Raw genomic sequence first — 19,847 nt, forward strand, 5'->3', positions numbered from 1 at the left:
CTTGGCATTCCCGCATCAAACTGAGACAGGGACCGTGACATGATGGTAACGCAATAACACTGAAGGTCGCCTGCATCAGGCAACCGCCTCTGTCAGCATTGGCTTACAGGATTTTCAGCCTTATTAAGGGCTTGGCCGCTTGATCCCCGGCCTGGTAAGCAGGGTATAGTCGGGCGGAGGCCGCAATACGGCCGGGACAGGGATAGTCCATCAGCAGCAAGAATAACAATGCCGCACAAGGTCGACGAAACCGAACAGCTGGATACCGGGGCAGTGTGCCTGGCCCTGGCCGCCCGCGTACTGGGCGTGGCTGCGGAGCCGGCACAATTGCGCCATCGCTATGGCCGCTCGGATCAGCCGCTGGTGGAAGGCGATCTGCTGCGGGCGGCGCGTTTCCTGGGTCTGAAGGCGCGGGCGGTAGACAGCGACTGGAAGCGTCTGGGCCGGACCGCCTTTCCTGCCATTGCCCAACACCGGGACGGCCACTGGCTCGTGATCGCCCGCCTGGAGCGGGACCGGGCCCTGATCCAGGATCCCCTGGAACAGCGTCCCCAGAGCCTGCCGCACGAACTGTTCGAGCAGGCCTGGTCCGGACGGCTGATCCTGCTTGCCCGGCGTGCGAAGCTCCTGGATGAACGCACGCGTTTTGGATTCAAGTGGTTCCTGCCCGCCATCCGCAAGCACCGGCGCCTGTTCACCGAGGTGCTGGCGGCCTCCTTCTTCATCCAGCTGTTCGCCCTGGTCACGCCGCTGTTCTTCCAGGTGGTGATCGACAAGGTGCTGGTGCACAAGGGCCTGACCACCCTGGATGTACTGGCGGTGGGGCTGCTGACGGTGTCGCTGTTCGAGGTGGTGCTTACCGGTCTGCGCACCTATGTGTTCTCGCACACCACTAACCGCATCGACGTGGCGCTGGGCGCCAAGCTCTACCGGCATCTGCTGGCGCTGCCCATGAGTTATTTCGGTGCCCGCCGGGTCGGCGACTCGGTGGCGCGGGTGCGGGAGTTGGAGAACATCCGCAACTTCATCACCGGCTCGGCGCTGACCCTGGTGATCGATCTGTTCTTCACCGTGGTGTTCCTGGCGGTGATGTATTACTACAGTCCTCTGCTGACCTGGATCGTGCTGGGCTCCATCCCCTTCTATGTACTGCTGTCGCTGGTCGTCACCCCGCTGCTGCGGGCGCGGGTGAACGAGAAGTTCAATCGCGGCGCAGAGAACCAGGCCTTTCTGGTGGAGTCCGTCACCGGGGTGGAGACGCTCAAGGCCATGGCAGTGGAGCCGCAGATGCAGCGGCGCTGGGAGGAGCAGCTGGCCGGCTATGTGAGCGCGAGCTTCCGGGCTACCAACCTGGGCAACATCGCCAGCCAGGTGGCTGGTTTCATCAACAAGGTTGTGATCGTGCTGATCCTGTGGATCGGGGCACGTGCCGTCATCAACGGCGAGTTGAGCGTGGGGCAGCTGATCGCCTTCAACATGCTGGCCGCACGGGTGAGTGGTCCCATCCTGCGGTTGGTCCAGGTATGGCAGGATTTCCAGCAGGCCGGCGTTTCCATCCAGCGCCTGGGAGACATCCTCAACACCCCGACCGAGCCTGGCTATGACCAGCAACGCTCCTCGCTGCAGCGGCTGGAAGGCCATATCCGCTTCGATCATGTCTTCTTCCGCTATCGCCCCGACGGCGCCGAGGTGCTGCACGATGTCTGTCTGGACATCCCCGCCGGCGAGGTGATCGGCGTGGTGGGCCGTTCCGGCTCGGGCAAGAGTACGCTCGCCCGCCTGGTGCAGCGCATGTACATTCCCGAGCAGGGCCGGGTACTGGTTGACGGCGTGGACCTGGCTATGGTGGATACCGCCTGGCTGCGCCGGCATGTGGGCGTGGTGCTGCAGGAGAACGTGCTGTTCAACCGCAGCGTGCGCGACAACATCGCCCTCAGCGACCCCGGCATGCCGATGCAGCGGGTGGTCGAGGCTGCAAAGCTCGCCGGCGCCCACGACTTCATCCTTGGACTAGCGGAGGGTTACGACACGCGTATCGAGGAACAGGGCGCGAACCTCTCCGGTGGTCAGCGCCAGCGCATCGCGATTGCACGTGCCCTGGTCACCAATCCCCGCATCCTGGTCTTCGACGAGGCCACCAGCGCGCTGGACTACGAATCCGAACGCATCATCCAACTCAACATGCGCCGCATCTGTCGGGGTCGCACCGTCATCATCATCGCCCACCGCCTGTCCGCCGTGCGCCAGGCGGACCGCATCATCGTCATGGAACAGGGCCGGATCGCCGAGCAGGGCACCCACGATCAACTGATCCAACGCGACGGGATGTATGCCCGACTCCATGCTCTTCAGCGTGGTATATCCGGGAAGACAGTGAATTCTCATGAATAGGAAACGGCATGAAATTGATTTTCTTCCCGCCGTGCTGGAGATACAGGAGCGTCCGCCCTCGCCCCTGGGCCGCGCCATCGTCTGGATCCTGATAATCTTCTTCACCCTCGCCATTGCCTGGGCCGTCATTGGTCGGGTGGACATCGTCGCTACCGCCCAGGGCAAGATCGTACCCAGCGACCGGGTCAAGGTCATCCAGCCGCAGGAACTGGCCCGGATCCAGGCCATTCATGTACATGAAGGCAGGTCGGTCATGACCGGTGACCTGCTGATCGAACTGGATCCCACCAGTACCCGTGCCGACCAGAGCCGGCTGGAAACGGAGTTGGCCGCGGCGGAGCGGGAACAGGCGCGACTGGCCGCGCTGCTGGCGGTGCTCGAGAGTCGGATGGGCCTGACGCAGGCCCAGGCGAGCCTCACCGCCCGGCAGAACAAAGCGCGCCTGCACAGTGAATGGAATGCCCATCAGGCCCGACAGTCCGCCCTGGCCAGTGCCCGGCACAGCCGCAGCGCGGAAGTCGCGGCCATCGACCAGAACATCGCCAAGCTGGAATCCACTCTGCCGCTGATCGCAAAGCGTGCCGCAGCGATAAAAAGCCTGGTCGACCGCAGCCTGGCCGCCAAGACGACCTGGCTGGAACTGGAACAGCAACGCATCGAGCAACGCCAGGATCTGGCGGCCCTGCGTGAACAGCGCCGCAGCCGGCTTGCGGCGATCGAGGAACTTGAACAGCAGGCACAGAGCGGGCGGGCAGAGTTCGAAACCGGGATCATGGCCCGCCGTGAAGAGATCGCAATCCAGGTTGCCCGGTTGCGCCAGGAACTGAATAAGGCCGCCAGCCGCAATCGCCGCCAGCAACTTCGCTCTCCGGTTGACGGTGTGGTTCAGCAGCTTGCCGTGCATACCCTGGGCGGGGTCGTTACACCAGCTCAGGAACTGATGAGAATCGTTCCGCGGGATGTCTCCATGGAGGTCGAGGCATGGATCATGAATCGGGATGTTGGCTTCGTCCATGAGGGCCAGCCAGCCGAGATCAAGATCGAGACCTTCCCCTTCACCAGGTACGGCGTCATCAGCGCCGAAATCCTTGATGTCTCCAGCGATGCCGTCGAGGACGAGCAGCGCGGCCTTGTCTACGCCACGCGGGTACTGATGAAGCAGACTACACTCCCTGTCAACGGTCGGCAGGTAAGTCTCAGTCCCGGTATGGCAGTCACAGTGGAAGTCAAGACCGGTACCCGGAGACTGATCGAATACCTGCTTTCCCCACTGCTGAGATATGCCGATGAGGGACTGAGGGAGCGCTGAACCATCATGAGTAAAGAGATATGCGTATGAATGACAGGTCAAGGGGGTACGGGAAGAGAGTCTCTGCAGCGGTGCGTGATACGCACCTGTATCAGGTTTTTGTGGTAAGGGCCATGAGGCGCAGGACTTCGGTTGCCTGGTATTTGATATCCGGCTGGTTCGCGATCATGGCGCTGACCTGGGGGATAGAGGCCATGAATCCAGTGCTGGACCTTGATCAGATGGATATGGCGTCCGGCGTGGTCGAGAAGGTCGGGGATGTAAAGCGTGGCTGTTGCGACAAATTGTATCTGCGTACCAATGATGGTGAGTTGAAAAAATACGACTGGACGATTTATACAGAGGAACAGGAAAACTTGGCTGGTAGCAATGTAAGGGTATGGAGCCAGAGGCAAATATCAATTTTCGGTATGAGGGATGTAATTTATCAGGTCCAGTCTGGCAATCAGTATGTTGTAGATTACAAAAATATCAAGCCAAATCGTAAGAAAGGTAAGGATCAATATGATCCATGGGTTGTAGGGATATTGGGAAGTATCGCTGTTTTTCCATTGTTAAGGGTGTGGTGGGTGAACCGTAAATCTGAGCTCAATGATTAATTCTGAAAAATAAGGGAGATAGGCCATGGCTGGCAAACTCGATATGAAAACAGTTGAGATGATTAAGGACGTTGTTTCTCTGAAAACAAGTCCTGTGACGATTGCGAATACCGTAAGAAATGCGCAAGAGGGGGAGTATTCCGGAGCAGCTATTGGCGGGTTGAGCGCTATGGAATCGTTCGCGGCGGTTGCGGGAAAGTCCTTTAAAGGTGCGGCTCCAAGTTTGGTCGTGGCATCTGCTGCAAATAATATACGGCAAGCATTTGATGAAAGAAATAGAGCTGGGTATGTATCAGACCGAACTTGGATATCGCTGGCAAGTGATACCTTGGCTCTGGTGGGTGCTGTCGGTGTTGTTTCCGTGGGTGCTACAGCTGGCGGGATTGCTGTGGCAGCGACAGGAGTCATAGCCTCGGCAGCGCTCGGCATTGCTGCCCTGGCGGAGTCAGGCGGTGATGATGATATTGCCAAGGCCGCAGCTCAGTTGATCGAGCAGATCCAGGATATCGTCAGGCAGGCGGGTGATGAATTGACCGACTTCTTCGAGGGTGTTGGCGGCAACTTTGAGGATGGGGTTGAACAATTCGGCAATGCAATCTCTGATGTGGGTGAGGATGTGTCGGATACTATGAATGATATTGCCCGTGGGGTCGGTGACTTCTTCAATCCTGTGATTGAGCGACTGCGCAACCTGTTTGCCTCGGCGCAGACACTGGGCTCCCCCATCATCCTGGATCTGGATGGTGACGGTGTAGAAACCATGAGTATCGAGAGTGGTGTGAACTTCGATCACGACGGCAATGGGTTTGCCGAGCAGACAGGTTGGGTGGGACCGGACGATGGTCTCCTGGTTCTGGACCGAAATGGCGATGGTCGCATCAATGACGGAAGCGAATTGTTTGGAAATCAAAGCCGCCTTGTAGACGGTGGCCTTGCATCCAATGGTTTCGAGGCGTTGGCGGCTCTGGATGAAAATGCAGACGGGAAGATCGATCTCAATGATTCCGTATGGCACGAACTCCGTGTATGGCAAGACGCTGACGGGGACGGAAAGTCAGCATCTGATGAACTGATTGGCCTGGATACTCTGCACATCACTGCAATCCATACCGACTATTCCGAATCAAGTCTGATGGACGCTGAAGGTAATCATCACAAGCAGCTCGGCAGCTTTGGCCGTAGTGATGGCACCATTGGCGCGGCATCGGATGTTTGGTTCCAGACGGATGAGACCTTCACAGCTGCGACCGAAGAATTGGATGTTCCTGATGATGTCTCTGCATTGCCTGACTTGAAAGGCTTCGGAAATGTTCACGATCTCCATCAGGCGATCGTGCGGGATACTGACGGCGAATTGAAGGGGTTGGTTGAAAGCTTTGTTGTGGAAACAGATCCTCAGGCCCGCAATATACTCTTCGAGCAGATACTGTTCCGATGGACGGGGGCGGAGGAGAGCCTGCCTGACAGCCGTGGCAGTGAAATCGACGCGCGTAAGCTTGTAGTTCTCGAGCGATTCTTTGGGCAGGAATTTGCCGGAGGGGAAAATCCTCCCGAAAGGGCGGCTGAGCGGCTCTTGGAATCATGCGATGGAATGTTCGAGCTGATGTATTCCAATTTGATGAGGCAGACGCACCTTGAGGGACTATACGATCTGATCTCCTATGAATGGGATTCTGAGACGAAATCCATAAAAGGGAATCTTGGGGCTCTGGCAGGAGAGCTTGAGGCGCGTTTTGAACAGAATGTGATCGGGACGGATGTGGTGCTGCGGGAATTCGTGCGATCGGTTGAGGGTTTTCAGGCAGCGCGGGATCTGTCATTCGAGCCCCTCCGCCATCATGAATTCTTTGCGTGGCATATCGAAGCGCATGATGTGTTGAAGGCGGAAGGCACAGTCATGAATGACGTCATGTTCGGAACATCAGGTTCAGATGCAATACGTGCCGGGGCAGGCGATGATGTCATCGATGGTATGGATGGCAATAATATCATACTGGCTGATGATGGTAACGATACTATCACAACCGGCGCTCATGACGACTTGGTCTATGGTGGAGCCGGGAATGACGTGATTGTTGATACGACAGGCTCGGATACAGTATACGGTGGTGCCGGAAACGATTGGATAACCCTGAACGGGACTTCATCGACGCGCAATCGAACCAATACCGTCTATGGCGAGGAGGGGGACGATACTATTGTTATGACGGCCTTCTCCCGTCGTAATCTGCTCGATGGCGGCGCGGGGAACGATTTGATTCGCGTCGCCAGATCTGACCCTTTCAAGAGTGCTTACTACGATTTGTCTTCGACCTTTATTGGCGGTACTGGCAACGACCGTATGGAGGGTGGTGCGGCGGGTGATACCTATATTTTCAACCGCGGCAACGGTCAGGATGTGATCAGCGATTTTGCGGATCATTATCAATATGCAACGTCAAATTTTCGTGACGACACGCTCGTGTTTGGTGCGGGTATTCAGCCCCTGGACTTCTCTGTCTCGCGCTTGGGTGATGATATGGTGATCGATATCATCGATCCCGATGATTCGGCTGCAACCGATCAGATCACGATCGAGAATTGGATCAAATCGAGCCTGGATTATGCCATCGAGCGCTTTGAGTTCTCTGATGGGGTTGTGTTGGGGATTGACGATATCCACGCACTGGCGATGCGGGGTAGCGATGCTGATGATGTGATTGAGGGCTGGAATACGCCGCTTGAGTTCGATGGCAGGGATGGAGACGATGTCATCATTGCCGGTATTTTTGATGATGTGATTTACGGTGGCGATGGCCACGACGTGATTACCGATGCGGGTGGATCCGATATTGTTCATGGAGGTGCTGGTGATGATCGGATAACCCTCAACGGCACTTCGTACAGATCGAATCGGGTCAGTTCCGTCTACGGTGAGGCAGGGAATGATACGATCGAGGTTAACGTCTATTCCCGCGATAACCGTCTTGATGGTGGTGCCGGGGATGATCTGATACGTGCTGATAGATCGGATCCCTTTACGAGCGCTCGGAACAATTATGCCTCGATCTTCTCCGGCGGAGCAGGCAACGATCGCCTGGAGGGTAGTGCAGCGGGTGATACCTATATCTTCAGCCGTGGTGATGGCCAGGATGTGATCAACGATTTTTCGGATCATTATCGATACAGCGCGTCCTACTTCCGCGATGACACCCTTTTGTTCGGCACGGATATATTGCCGTCGGATATCGATATTCACCGTGCCGGTGACGATCTGGTGATTTCAGTCCTGGATCAGCTCGGTAATAGCACTTTTGAGCGGGTTACAATCGAGAGTTGGTTTCACTCCAGCGGTGATTATGTTATCGAAAATTTCGAATTCACTAACAACGTCTTGTTCGATGCCTCAAGGCTTCAGGTGGGCGGTGAGTTGGACGATGTCATGACGGGTACTGCGAACCACGATTTATTAGCGGGTTCGGACGGTAATGATAGTCTTGATGGTGCTGGTGGGAATGATGTCCTGTTCGGTGGTAAGGGCAATGACAACCTGAATGGTAATTCCGGTAACGATATTCTCATTGCTGGACAGGGAACCGACTTTCTCCACGGCGGTGACGGTAATGACACCTTCACCGGCGGTGCCTCAACCAATGAGGGCGATTTCGCCGGCGGTGTCGATTATCTCTATGGGGAGGGCGGTGACGATACGTTGACCGCCGGATCCAAGGCTACCTTGCTTTCCGGCGGCGACGGCAACGATACTCTGACAGGTGGCTCGGGGCGGTTCAACTACCTGCTGGGCGGCGAGGGTGATGATGTGCTGACTGCGACCAGTGACCACTGGAACACGCTCAACGGAGACAGCGGCAACGATCGGCTGTTCGGGGCCGCTGGCAATGACACGCTCAATGCCGGTGTGGGGGATGACCTCCTTGAGGGTGGCGCTGGCAGCGACAGCCTGGTCGGCGGTGCCGGCAACGACCGCTATGCCTTCAACCGTGGCGGGGGAGGCGATCGGATCGTCGACTACAATCCCCAGGATGCCGACCCGGTTGCCCATGGGGTGACAATTGACAGCCTGGAATTCGGGCATGACATTGCCCATGACCAACTCTGGTTTGCGCGTGAGGATCAGGACCTTCTGGTCTCGGTGATCGGCACTGCGGACCAGGTCAGGGTACAGAACTGGTACCAGGGCGAGGCCTACCAGCTGGATCAACTCCTGGCCGGGGATGGTCAGTTGCTGTTCAATGACCAGGTCGATCAACTGGTACAGGCCATGGCCGCTTTTGCACCCCCTGCCGCCGGTGAGCTTGATCTGTCTGCGCAATTACAGACCCAGCTTGAGCCTGCCCTGGCGGCGGCCTGGAATTGACCCTGTGCTGATCAACCCGTCATGTCGATCAGGCCGGCATGACAGGCTGATCTTGGATTTCCCGGGCCGATACTCCTGCAATAATCCAAGCATATGAATAATCATGATTTTCCGAATGGCCTGCATATCTCCCTAAGGCCGACCATGCTGGATAAGCCTGTGTTCTGATCTCGTGTGTCGACGTCGCTGAGCGGGTGGTTCCAATGCCTGCTTGACTTGGTTGAAGGCATTAATTAGATTAACTCCAAAATTAGAAAGATTCTAAATCTTGTCATAACTTCAGCGCACACACAAACAGAAGGAAAACACCCATGTCCACCCAGAGAATGAAGAGTATCCCCTTTTCTTACAGCCGGACGCCCAGGGCGACCGCTCTGGCGATTGCAGTCGCAATCGCGACCTCGGCGGCGGTGCTGTCTGGCCCGGTCGGTGCCCAGGCCGAACCCAGGTCCAACCAGTTCTGGTGGCCGGAGCAACTCGATCTCTCCCAGCTGCGCGCCCATTCGCCGCAGTCCAATCCCTACGGCGAGGATTTCGATTACGCCGAGGCCTTCGCCAGCCTGGATCTGGATGCCGTCAAGGCCGATCTCAAGACGTTGATGAAGACGTCGCAGGACTGGTGGCCGGCCGACTGGGGCCATTACGGCCCGCTGTTCATCCGCATGGCCTGGCACAGTGCCGGCACCTACCGCGTGGCGGACGGCCGCGGCGGCGCCGACGGCGGTCAGCAGCGCTTCGACCCGCTCAACAGCTGGCCGGACAACGCCAACCTGGACAAGGCCCGGCGTCTGTTGTGGCCGATCAAGCAGAAGTACGGCCGCAGCATCTCCTGGGCCGACCTGATGGTGCTGGCCGGCACCGTGGCGATGGAGGACATGGGGTTCAAGACCTTCGGTTTCGCCGGCGGGCGCAGCGATGACTGGGAGCCGGATCTGGTCTACTGGGGACCGGAAACCGAAATGCTGGGACGCGAGCGCTTCGACGACAAGGGTGAGCTGCAGAACCCGCTGGCGGCCACGCAGATGGGCCTGATCTACGTGAACCCGGAAGGCCCCGGCGGCAACCCGGACCCGATCGCGGCCGCCAAACAGATCCGCGCCAGCTTCGGCCGCATGGCCATGAACGATGAAGAGACCGTGGCCCTGATCGCCGGCGGCCATACCTTTGGCAAGGTCCACGGCGCGCGCAGCCCGCAGGACTGCGTCGGTCCGGAACCTGCCGCAGCGGCGCTCGAGCATCAGGGCCTGGGCTGGATCAACAAGTGCGGCAAGGGCAATGCCGAGGACACCATCACCAGCGGCCTGGAAGGCCCCTGGACCGCGGCCCCCACGCGCTGGACGATGATGTACCTGCAGAACCTGTTCAACTTCGAATGGGAACAGACCCGCAGCCCCGCGGGTGCGATCCAGTGGGTGCCGAAGGGCAATCCGGCCTCCGCCATGGCGCCCGATCCCCACGTCGAGGGCAGGACGCAGTCGGTCATCATGCTCACGACCGACCTGTCGCTGAAGGAGGACCCGGCCTATCGCACGATCGCCAAGCGCTTCCTCGAAAACCCGAAGGAGTTCGAGGACGCCTTTGCCCGCGCCTGGTTCAAGCTCACCCACCGCGACATGGGGCCGCGGGCACGCTACATCGGCTCCGACGTTCCTGAAGAAAAGCTGCTGTGGCAGGATCCGCTGCCGGAAGTCGATCACGCGCTGGTCAATGCCGCCGACATCAAACGGCTGAAGGCCACCATTCTCGATTCCGGCCTGAGCGTGCCCGAACTGGTGCGTACGGCCTGGGCCTCGGCGGCCAGCTATCGCGGCAGCGACATGCGCGGCGGCGCCAACGGCGCGCGCATCCGTCTCGCGCCGCAGCAGGGCTGGGAAGTGAACAACCCGGACGAACTGGCCCGGGTACTGGAGACGCTGGCAGGCATCCAGAGCGAGTTCAACGACGCCCAGTCCGGCGGCAAGCGCATCTCCCTGGCCGACGTGATCGTGCTTGGCGGTGCGGCCGCGATCGAGAAGGCGGCGGCGGATGCCGGCCATGAGATTGAGGTGCCGTTCACGCCCGGACGTGCCGATGCCACCCAGGCGATGACCGATGTCGAGTCCTTCGCCGTGCTGGAGCCGAAGGCCGATGGCTTCCGCAACTACTACACTGAAGGTGCTTACGGGTCGCCGGCCGAGATGCTGGTCGAGCGCGCCGACCTGTTGACGCTGACGGTGCCGGAAATGACCGTGCTGGTCGGCGGCATGCGCGCCCTGAACGCCAACACCGGCGGCGCCGACCATGGCGTGTTCACCGACCGGCCCGGCACGCTGAGCAACGATTTCTTCGTCAACCTGCTGAGCATGGACACGAAGTGGTCGCAGTCCGGTGACGAAGGCATCTATGAGGGCCGCGACCGCGCCAGTGGTGAACTGAAATGGACCGCCACGCCGGTCGACCTGATCTTCGGTTCGAACTCCGAACTGCGCGCGGTGGCCGAGGTCTACGCCGCCAACGACGGCAGGGAGAAGTTCGTCGAGGACTTCGTTGCCGCCTGGGCCAAGGTCATGACCCTGGACCGCTTCGATATGTGATCGATGCCGCTCCCGCGCTGGAGGCCGTCCGGCCTCCAGCGTCCCTGCGAGCCGGGCGGGCCGTCCGCTTGACTTCGCGACGGGAGTTGGACTAGAGTCACCCGTTAATTAGACAGAGTCTAAACTCAGGGCAACTGCTCATACACCTGAACAGGAGGAAGTCACTATGGAACTGAAAGGCAGCAAGACCGAACAGGCATTGAAGGACGCCTTCTCCGGCGAGTCCCAGGCCAACCGTCGTTACCTGTACTTCGCGGCCAAGGCCGACGTCGAGGGCTACAACGACGTCGCCGCCGTATTCCGCTCCACCGCTGAAGGCGAGACCGGCCATGCGCACGGCCACCTGGAGTACCTGGAAGCCGTCGGCGACCCGGCCACCGGCCTGCCCATCGGCGGCACCTCTGAAAACCTCAAGGCCGCCATCGCCGGCGAGACCCACGAGTACACCGACATGTATCCGGGTATGGCCAAGGACGCGCGCGACGAGGGCTTCGACGAGATCGCCGACTGGTTCGAGACCCTGGCCAAGGCCGAGCGTTCCCACGCCAATCGTTTCCAGAAGGCGCTGGACAACCTCGACGACTGAGTCGGCCGGCCTCGGCTGAAGAAGCACCATCCGGGGCCGGTATCAACCGGCCCCGTTTATTATTGCTCAGGGATCAGGATATATGGCTACACTGGCACGGCGTCATTCCCGCGCAGACGGGAATCCATATACCGCCGCGGTTACTGGATCCCCGCCTGCGCGGGGATGACGGCGTCTTGAGTGCTGCAGCCAATATTCCTGACTGCTGTGTAAAGGTTGGGTCGGATGCGAAGCACCGTAGCCCAACACGACATGGGTTGTAGGAGACACGCATGAGCACACCACGTGAAGGCAGCCTGGAAGCGCCGCAGCGACATCCGCTGGACTGGAAGAGTGAGGAGTTCCACGACGAGTCCGCCCTGTTCAGCGAACTGGAGCGGGTGTTCGACATCTGTCACGGCTGCCGCCGCTGCTTCAGCCTGTGCAATGCCTTTCCCACCCTGTTCGACGCCATCGACGAATCCGACACCCTGGAGCTCGACGGGGTGCCGAAGCAGGTCTACTGGGACGTGGTCGATCACTGCTACCTGTGCGACATGTGCTTCATGACCAAGTGTCCCTATGTGCCGCCGCACGAGTGGAACGTGGATTTCCCTCACTTGATGCTGCGGGCCAAGGCGGTCAAGCATAAGCAGGGCAAGACCCGGCCACGCGACAAGCTGCTTACCTCCACCGATCTGGTCGGTCGTCTGGCCGGCATCCCGGTGGTCTCGGGTGTGGTCAACAAGGCCAACCGAATGCCGGCGGCGCGCAAGCTGCTGGACAAGACCCTGGGCGTGCATCCCGACGCCCTGCTGCCCGAGTATCACAGCAAAACCCTGCGCAAGCGGGCGAAGGGGCATCAGTCGCAACACAATGCGGCGGAGGCGGCCGGTCCGACCCGCGGCAAAGTGGCCCTGTTCGCCACCTGCTACGGCAACTACAACGAGCCGCATGTGGGCGAGGACCTGATCGCCGTGTTCGAGCACAACCGCATTCCGGTGCGGCTGGTGGAAAAGGAACAGTGCTGCGGCATGCCCAAGCTGGAACTGGGCGACCTGGAGGCGGTGGAGAAGGCGAAGGACGCCAACATCCCGCAGCTGATCAAGCTCATCGACGAGGGCTGGGACATCGTTGCGCCGGTGCCCTCATGCGTGCTCATGTTCAAGCAGGAACTGCCCCTGATGTTCCCGGATGACGCGGATGTCGCCAAGGTGCGCGACAACATCTACGACCCTTTCGAATACCTCTACCTGCGGCACAAGCACGACAAGCTGGATACCGACTTCAAACAGCCGCTGGGCAGGATCGCCTACCAGGTGCCCTGCCACCTGCGGGTGCAGAACATCGGTCTGAAGACCCGCGACGTGCTGCAGCTGGTGCCCGATACCGAGGTGCAGGCCATCGAGCGCTGCTCAGGCCACGACGGTACCTACGCGGTCAAGTCCGAGTTCCACGAGACCTCGATGAAGATCGTCAAGCCCGTGGTCAACCGGGTCAAACAGGCCGAGGCCGACCACTACAGCAGTGACTGCCCGATGGCCGGCCACCAGATCGAGAACGGCCTGCAGTCGGGGCAGGGGCCGGAGCATCCGCTGACCCTGCTGCGCAAGGCCTACGGATTGCCGGGCGCATGAATTGACCGTGGAGGTGTATGAGCCACGGATAAACACGGATCAGAACCGAATGGCACTACTTCTGCCGCGTCATCCCCGCGAAGGCGGGGATCCAGCGTTTGCAGCTCTGCCAGGCACTGGATTCCCGCCTTCGCGGGAATGACGGATTATTAGAGGTTTCCTGAATTAATTCGTGTTCATCCGTGGCTGAAAAATCTACAAAAGCCTGAATGAAGCGTAACCGGAAGGTAACCATGATGGAAAAACTGACCCGCGACGATCTCTATTCACTGGAGAAATATTCGGAAGTGCGTCCTGAGTTCCGCAGCAAGGTGCTCGCGCACAAGAAACACCGCAAGGTCGCCCTGGGGCCGAACGCCACCCTGTATTTCGAGGACCGCCTGACCATGCAGTACCAGATCCAGGAGATGCTGCGGGCCGAGCGCATCTTCGAGGCCGAAGGCATCGAGGATGAACTGGCCGCCTACAACCCGCTCATCCCCGACGGCAGCAACTGGAAGGCCACCTTCATGATCGAGGTGTCGGATCCCGAGGAGCGCAAGCAGCTCCTGGCCAGGCTGGTCGGGGTCGAGGACAAGGTCTGGGTGCGCGTGGGCGAGCACCCGGCGGTCTATGCCATCGCCGACGAGGACCTCGAGCGCGAGACCGAGGAAAAGACCTCATCGGTGCATTTCCTGCGTTTCGAGCTCACTCCCGAAATGGTCGACGCCATCAGGAACGGCGCCGGGGTGAGTGCCGGTATCGATCATCCCGAATTTCCGCACCAGGTCGAACTGCCGTCGGCCGTGGCCCGGTCGCTGGCCGCAGATCTGGACTGACACTGGCTCTCCCACGGCGTTGTGGCCTTGTCAGCTTCGTGGGCTGTACAATGTCGCCACCATGCCGACCGGAGACGCCGTGAACAGTCATCGAATTCCGCGTATCGCCCGCCGGGCCGCCGCCGTGCTGGCGCTGTTCCTGCCCGGGATCTTCGTGACCGCCCAGGCTGTGGACGAGGACGTCTATCCCCAGCATCAGTACGTCGAACCGGATGAAGACCAGGAATGGAAGGAACTTGAGGTCCGGCTGCCGCCCTTTCCCGAGGCCGATCAGTTCCGTGCCCTGCCGTCTCAGCTGCCGAATACATCCCTGGAGCTCCAGCTCGACCCCGACTCCATCCGCGTCGACGAAGACGGCGTGATACGTTACCTGCTGCGCATCCAGTCCCCCAGCGGCGCCGGCAACCTGTTCTATGAGGGGCTGCGCTGCAACACCGCCCAGTACCGTACCTATGCCTATGCCACCAGCGCAGAACGCTGGCAGCGCATGCGCGGTGACGACTGGCAGGCCCTGGACGCCGGCGGGACCACCCGTTTCCGGCGTTTTCTGTACCGGCATTATTTCTGCGAGCCGGGCGTCGGGTATCTGTCCGAGGACGAGATCCGCAAGCGGGTCCGCTACGGTGCACCGCTGTTTTACGATGACCCCTGACAAGGACTGCCTGATCCGTTTCCCATGAGCCAGCAAGCCTACGATTCCGCCTCCATCGAGGTCCTGAGCGGCCTCGACCCGGTGCGCAAGCGCCCGGGCATGTACACCGATACCTCCCGTCCCAATCACCTGGCCCAGGAGGTGATCGACAACAGCGTCGACGAGGCCGTGGCCGGTCACGCCAAACGCATCGATGTCACCCTGTACAAGGACGGCTCGCTGGAGGTCAGCGACGACGGCCGCGGCATGCCGGTGGACGTGCATCCCGAACAGGGCGTGCCGGGGGTGGAGTTGATCCTCACCCGGCTGCATGCCGGCGGCAAGTTCTCCAACAAGAACTACCAGTTCTCCGGTGGCCTGCACGGCGTGGGCGTGTCGGTGGTCAACGCCCTGTCGAAGCACCTTGAGGTCTGGGTCCGGCGCGGAGGTAAGGAATACAACATGGCCTTCGCCGGCGGCGACAAGGTCTCCGAGCTGGAAGCGATCGGCACGGTCGGCAAGCAGAACACCGGCACCACCCTGCGCTTCTGGCCCGATCCGAAGTATTTCGATTCCCCGAAATTCTCCCTGCCGCGCCTGAAGCACGTGCTGCGGGCCAAGGCCGTGCTCTGCCCCGGCCTGCGCGTGCGCCTGCACGACGAGGCCGGCGGCGAGAAACTGGAATGGCAATATGAAGGCGGGCTGCAGGATTACCTGACCGAGGCCCTGGGCGTGACCGAACGCCTGCCCGAGCAGCCCTTCACCGGCGATCTGGCCAGCAGCCACGAGGCCGCCGAGTGGGCCCTGTGCTGGCTGCCCGAAGGTGGCGAGCCGGTGGCCGAGAGCTATGTCAATCTCATCCCCACCGCCCAGGGCGGCACCCACGTCAACGGTCTGCGCACCGGGCTGACCGAGGCGCTGCGCGAGTTCTGCGATTTCCGCAACCTGGCCCCGCGCGGCGTGCGGCTGGCGCCCGAGGATGTCTGGGACAAATGCAGCTATATCCTCTCAGTCAAGCTGCAGGACCCGCAGTTCTCCGGCCAGACCAAGGAGCGGCTGTCCTCGCGCGAATGCGCGCCCTTCGTCTCCGGCGTGGTCAAGGACGCCTTCAGCCTGTGGCTGAACCAGCACACCGAGGCCGGCGAGCGCATCGCCATGCTCGCCATCCAGGCGGCCCAGAACCGGTTGCGCGCAGGGAAGAAGGTGGTGCGCAAGAAGGTCACCTCCGGCCCGGCGCTGCCCGGCAAGCTGGCCGACTGCACGGCGAGCGACCCCAAACGCACCGAACTGTTTCTGGTCGAGGGCGACTCGGCCGGCGGCTCGGCCAAGCAGGCGCGCGACCGCGAGTTCCAGGCGGTGATGCCGCTGCGCGGCAAGATCCTGAACACCTGGGAGGTGGACCCGGCCGAGGTGCTGGCCTCGCAGGAGGTGCACGACATCGCGCTCGCCATCGGCGTCGATCCCGGCTCCGAGGAGCTCAAGGGCCTGCGCTACAACAGGATCTGCATCCTGGCCGATGCCGACTCCGACGGCCTGCACATCGCCACGCTTTTGTGTGCCCTGTTCGTGCGCCACTTCCGCCCGCTGGTCGAGGCCGGGCATGTGTATGTGGCCATGCCGCCGCTGTATCGCATCGACGTCGGCAAGCAGGTGTTCTATGCCCTGGACGACGCCGAGCGCCAGGGCGTGCTGGACCGCATCGCCGCCGAAAAGCTCAAGGGCAAGGTCAATGTGCAGCGCTTCAAGGGCCTTGGCGAGATGAACCCCATGCAGCTGCGCGAGACCACCATCAACCCCGACACCCGCCGCCTGGTGCAGCTGGTGCTGGAGGCGGGGGACGACACCAATGCCCTGATGGACATGCTGCTGGCGCGCAAGCGCGTCCCCGACCGCCGCGCCTGGCTGGAGCGCAAGGGCAACCTGGCCGATGTGCCGTGAAGATCAAGAGCGCCACGGAATACACGGAAAACACGGACATGATTAAGATTGAGTCTGAGTCTTCTTAGACGTTCCCCGTCATTCCGGCGAAGGCCGGAATCCAGAAACCGCTGCGGTCAATGGATTCCGGCCTGCGCCGGAATGACGGGTATGAAGTTGGGCAGACCCTCAGCAGTTCCTGCCATTATTTTTGTCCGTGGTTTCCGTGTATTCCGTGGCTAATGATTTTTATTAAACGACTATTATCATGAAAAACGACGAACTGAATTTCGAGGGCGTGGAACGCCTGCCGCTGAAGGAGTTCACCGAGAAGGCCTACCTGGATTACTCCATGTACGTCATTCTCGACCGCGCCCTGCCCAACATCGGCGACGGGCTGAAACCGGTGCAGCGGCGCATCGTCTACGCCATGTCCGAACTGGGGCTGTCGGCCACGGCCAAGTTCAAGAAGTCCGCCCGCACCGTGGGCGACGTGCTGGGCAAGTTCCACCCCCACGGCGACAGCGCCTGCTACGAGGCGATGGTGCTGATGGCGCAGTCCTTCTCCTACCGCTATCCGCTGGTGGACGGGCAGGGCAACTGGGGCTCGCCGGACGACCCCAAGTCCTTCGCCGCCATGCGCTACACCGAGGCACGGCTGGCGCCATATGCCGAGGTGCTGCTGCGCGAGCTGGGGCAGGGCACGGTGGACTGGGTGCCCAACTTCGACGGCACCATGGACGAACCCTCACTGCTGCCGGCCCGGCTGCCGAACATATTATTGAACGGCGCCTCCGGCATCGCCGTGGGCATGGCCACCGACATCCCGCCGCACAATCTGCGCGAGGTGGCCGCCGCCGCGGTGAAGCTGCTGGAGAAGCCCAAGACCACGCTCGCCGAACTGTGCGAGGACGTCCTGGCGCCGGACTTCCCCACCGGCGGCGAGATCATCACCCCGCGTGATGAACTGCGCAAGGCCTACGAGACCGGCAGCGGTTCGCTGCGGGTGCGGGCCCGCTATGAACTGGATCAGGGCGATATCGTCATCACCGAGCTGCCGCACCAGGTGGCAGGCTCGCGCATCCTGGAGCAGATCGCCCAGCAGATGCAGGCCAAGAAGCTGCCTATGGTGGAGGACCTGCGCGACGAGTCCGATCACGAGAACCCCACCCGCCTGGTCATAGTGCCGCGCTCCAACCGGGTCGATGTCGAGGCCCTGATGTCGCACCTGTTCGCCACCACCGACCTGGAGCGCAGCTACCGCATCAACCTGAACATGATCGGCAACGACGGCCGGCCCCAGGTCAAGCACCTCAAGCAGATCCTGGGCGAATGGCTGGAGTTCCGCACCGCCACCGTACGCCGGCGCCTGAAATACCGGCTGGACAAGGTCGACAAGCGCCTGCACCTGCTGGAAGGCCTGTTGATCGCCTTCCTCAACATCGATGAAGTGATCGCCATCATCCGCAGCGAGGACGAGCCCAAGCCGGTGCTGATGAAGCGGTTCAAGCTCACCGAGGTGCAGACGGACTATATCCTCGATACCAAGCTGCGTCAGCTGGCCCGGCTGGAGGAGATGAAGATCCGCGATGAGCAGAAGTCGCTGCAGGAGGAGAAGGACTGGCTGGAGAAGACCCTCGGTTCGGACCGCCGACTGAAAACCCTCATCCGCAAGGAGATCGAGGAGGACGCCGAGAAATACGGCGATGAGCGCCGCTCCGTCCTGGTCGAGCGCGAGGCCGCCCAGGCCCTGGACCAGACCGCGTTGATCCCCACCGAGCCGATGACCGTGATCCTGTCCGAGAAGGGCTGGGTGCGCGCCGCCAAGGGCCACGAAATGGACCCGACCAGCCTGACCTATAAATCCGGCGACGGCTATCTCGCCAGCGCCCGCGGCCGCAGCAATCAATTGGCTGTGTTCCTCGACTCCACCGGCCGCACCTATGCGTTGCCGGTGCATAACCTGCCCTCGGCCCGTGGTCACGGCGAGCCGCTGAGCGGTCGCGTCAATCCGCCCGACGGCGCCACCTTCGCCGGCCTGATGCTGGGCGATGCGCAGGACGAATACCTCATCGCCAGCGACGCCGGCTACGGCTTCGTGGCGAAGCTGGAGGACCTGTATGCGAAGAACAAGAACGGCAAATCTGTGCTGAATGTGCCGAAAGGCGCGAAGGTGCTGCCGCCGGTCCCAGTGACCGATTACGACAGCGACCAGCTGGCCGCCATCAACAGCACCGGTCAGATGCTGGTGTTCCCGCTGCAGGACCTGCCGCGCATGGCGCGGGGCAAGGGCAACAAGATCCTCGGCATCCCGGCCAAGAAGGCCGCCGCCCGCGAGGAGTACCTGCTCGGCATCGCGAGCGTGCCGGCGAAGAGCGAATTGATCGTGGAAGCCGGCAAGCGCCATTTGCGCCTGAAGCCGTCCGAACTGGAGGAGTACCTCGGCGAACGCGGCCAGCGCGGCAGAAAACTGCCCCGCGGCTTCCAGAAGGTCACAGGCATCACCACCGAACCAAAATAAGCAACCACCTGGCCAACCAGTAAGTCCCCTCTCCCCATCGTGGGAGAGGGCCAGGGAGAGGGGAAAACCATCATGACCACCAACACCACCAACCAGCCATCCAGGAAATACGGCATCCGCGGCCGCCTCCCCGAAGGCGACCCCATGGCCCTCCCGCACCTGCTCGGCGAGGACTGGCACTGGGAGCGCTGGTACGCCACCAAAGCCGAACGCGACACCGCCTTCGAGCAGATGCAGGCGCATTTCGACTACTACCGCTCCGGCGACTGGCCGAGTCAGGTGCTGGAGAAGGTTGACAGCCAGGCTTGATGCTCGATGTTCCGCAGACTGTCAGGCATGAATTTGTAATACAGGAATTACATAAACGAGCGTAATAATACTACAGTAAAATTCAAACTGAAGATGTAGGATCGCGTTACCGACAGCATAATATTATTTTCAGGCGAGATGATATTGCACCATGCCTGTCCCTGAGGTCCCCGTCTGATGCATTGAAATCTTCTGCCCGGTCACGGAACGACCGGCGCAA

Annotated in this window: 12 protein-coding genes; all 12 read left to right on the forward strand. The window is 60.9% G+C overall.

Annotation, left to right across the window (positions count from 1 at the left end; genetic code table 11):
* The first annotated feature begins 228 nt into the window (after positions 1–228).
* The 12 genes from CFK21_RS05885 to CFK21_RS05940 all read left to right on the forward strand — a co-directional run bounded on the left by CFK21_RS05885 (position 229) and on the right by CFK21_RS05940 (position 19,627).
* Positions 229–2,391: a type I secretion system permease/ATPase gene (locus CFK21_RS05885; protein ID WP_096365666.1), complete on the forward strand. Its 2,163-nt coding sequence runs from the start codon at positions 229–231 to the stop codon at positions 2,389–2,391.
* Positions 2,392–2,422: 31 nt separating this feature from the next.
* Complete coding sequence (locus CFK21_RS05890; RefSeq protein ID WP_172844262.1) at positions 2,423–3,700, forward strand: HlyD family type I secretion periplasmic adaptor subunit; 1,278 nt, start codon at positions 2,423–2,425, stop codon at positions 3,698–3,700.
* A gap of 167 nt (positions 3,701–3,867) precedes the next feature.
* A complete protein-coding gene (locus CFK21_RS05895; RefSeq protein ID WP_157745407.1) occupies positions 3,868–4,299 on the forward strand; it encodes a hypothetical protein in 432 nt (143 codons plus the stop codon).
* Positions 4,300–4,324: 25 nt separating this feature from the next.
* A complete protein-coding gene (locus CFK21_RS05900; protein ID WP_096365672.1) occupies positions 4,325–8,656 on the forward strand; it encodes a calcium-binding protein in 4,332 nt (1,443 codons plus the stop codon).
* Between the two features lie 311 nt (positions 8,657–8,967).
* On the forward strand, positions 8,968–11,229 hold the full coding sequence (gene katG / locus CFK21_RS05905) for a catalase/peroxidase HPI (protein WP_231971571.1): 2,262 nt from the start codon (positions 8,968–8,970) through the stop codon (positions 11,227–11,229).
* A 166-nt stretch (positions 11,230–11,395) separates the two neighbouring features.
* Positions 11,396–11,815 (forward strand): rubrerythrin family protein, encoded by a 420-nt coding sequence (locus tag CFK21_RS05910; protein ID WP_096365677.1) that lies wholly within the window; start codon positions 11,396–11,398, stop codon positions 11,813–11,815.
* 272 nt (positions 11,816–12,087) lie between these two features.
* Positions 12,088–13,431, forward strand: coding sequence for a heterodisulfide reductase-related iron-sulfur binding cluster (locus CFK21_RS05915; protein ID WP_096365679.1), 1,344 nt, complete (start codon positions 12,088–12,090; stop codon positions 13,429–13,431).
* 236 nt (positions 13,432–13,667) lie between these two features.
* Positions 13,668–14,249, forward strand: coding sequence for a DUF3501 family protein (locus CFK21_RS05920; RefSeq protein ID WP_096367516.1), 582 nt, complete (start codon positions 13,668–13,670; stop codon positions 14,247–14,249).
* A gap of 79 nt (positions 14,250–14,328) precedes the next feature.
* Positions 14,329–14,901 carry a CNP1-like family protein gene (locus tag CFK21_RS05925; RefSeq protein ID WP_157745410.1) on the forward strand — a complete coding sequence of 191 codons (573 nt, stop codon included), beginning with the start codon at positions 14,329–14,331 and terminating at the stop codon, positions 14,899–14,901.
* Positions 14,902–14,925: 24 nt separating this feature from the next.
* Positions 14,926–16,818, forward strand: a complete 1,893-nt coding sequence (parE, locus tag CFK21_RS05930; RefSeq protein ID WP_096365683.1) for a DNA topoisomerase IV subunit B — start codon at positions 14,926–14,928, stop codon at positions 16,816–16,818.
* A 247-nt stretch (positions 16,819–17,065) separates the two neighbouring features.
* The gene (parC, locus tag CFK21_RS05935; RefSeq protein WP_096365685.1) at positions 17,066–19,318 is read left to right on the forward strand and encodes a DNA topoisomerase IV subunit A; all 2,253 of its coding nucleotides are present in this window, start codon (positions 17,066–17,068) and stop codon (positions 19,316–19,318) included.
* Between the two features lie 72 nt (positions 19,319–19,390).
* On the forward strand, positions 19,391–19,627 hold the full coding sequence (locus CFK21_RS05940) for a hypothetical protein (RefSeq protein WP_096365687.1): 237 nt from the start codon (positions 19,391–19,393) through the stop codon (positions 19,625–19,627).
* The last annotated feature ends 220 nt before the right edge of the window (positions 19,628–19,847 follow it).

Source organism: Thiohalobacter thiocyanaticus, from assembly GCF_002356355.1.
Taxonomy (GTDB): domain Bacteria; phylum Pseudomonadota; class Gammaproteobacteria; order Thiohalobacterales; family Thiohalobacteraceae; genus Thiohalobacter; species Thiohalobacter thiocyanaticus_A.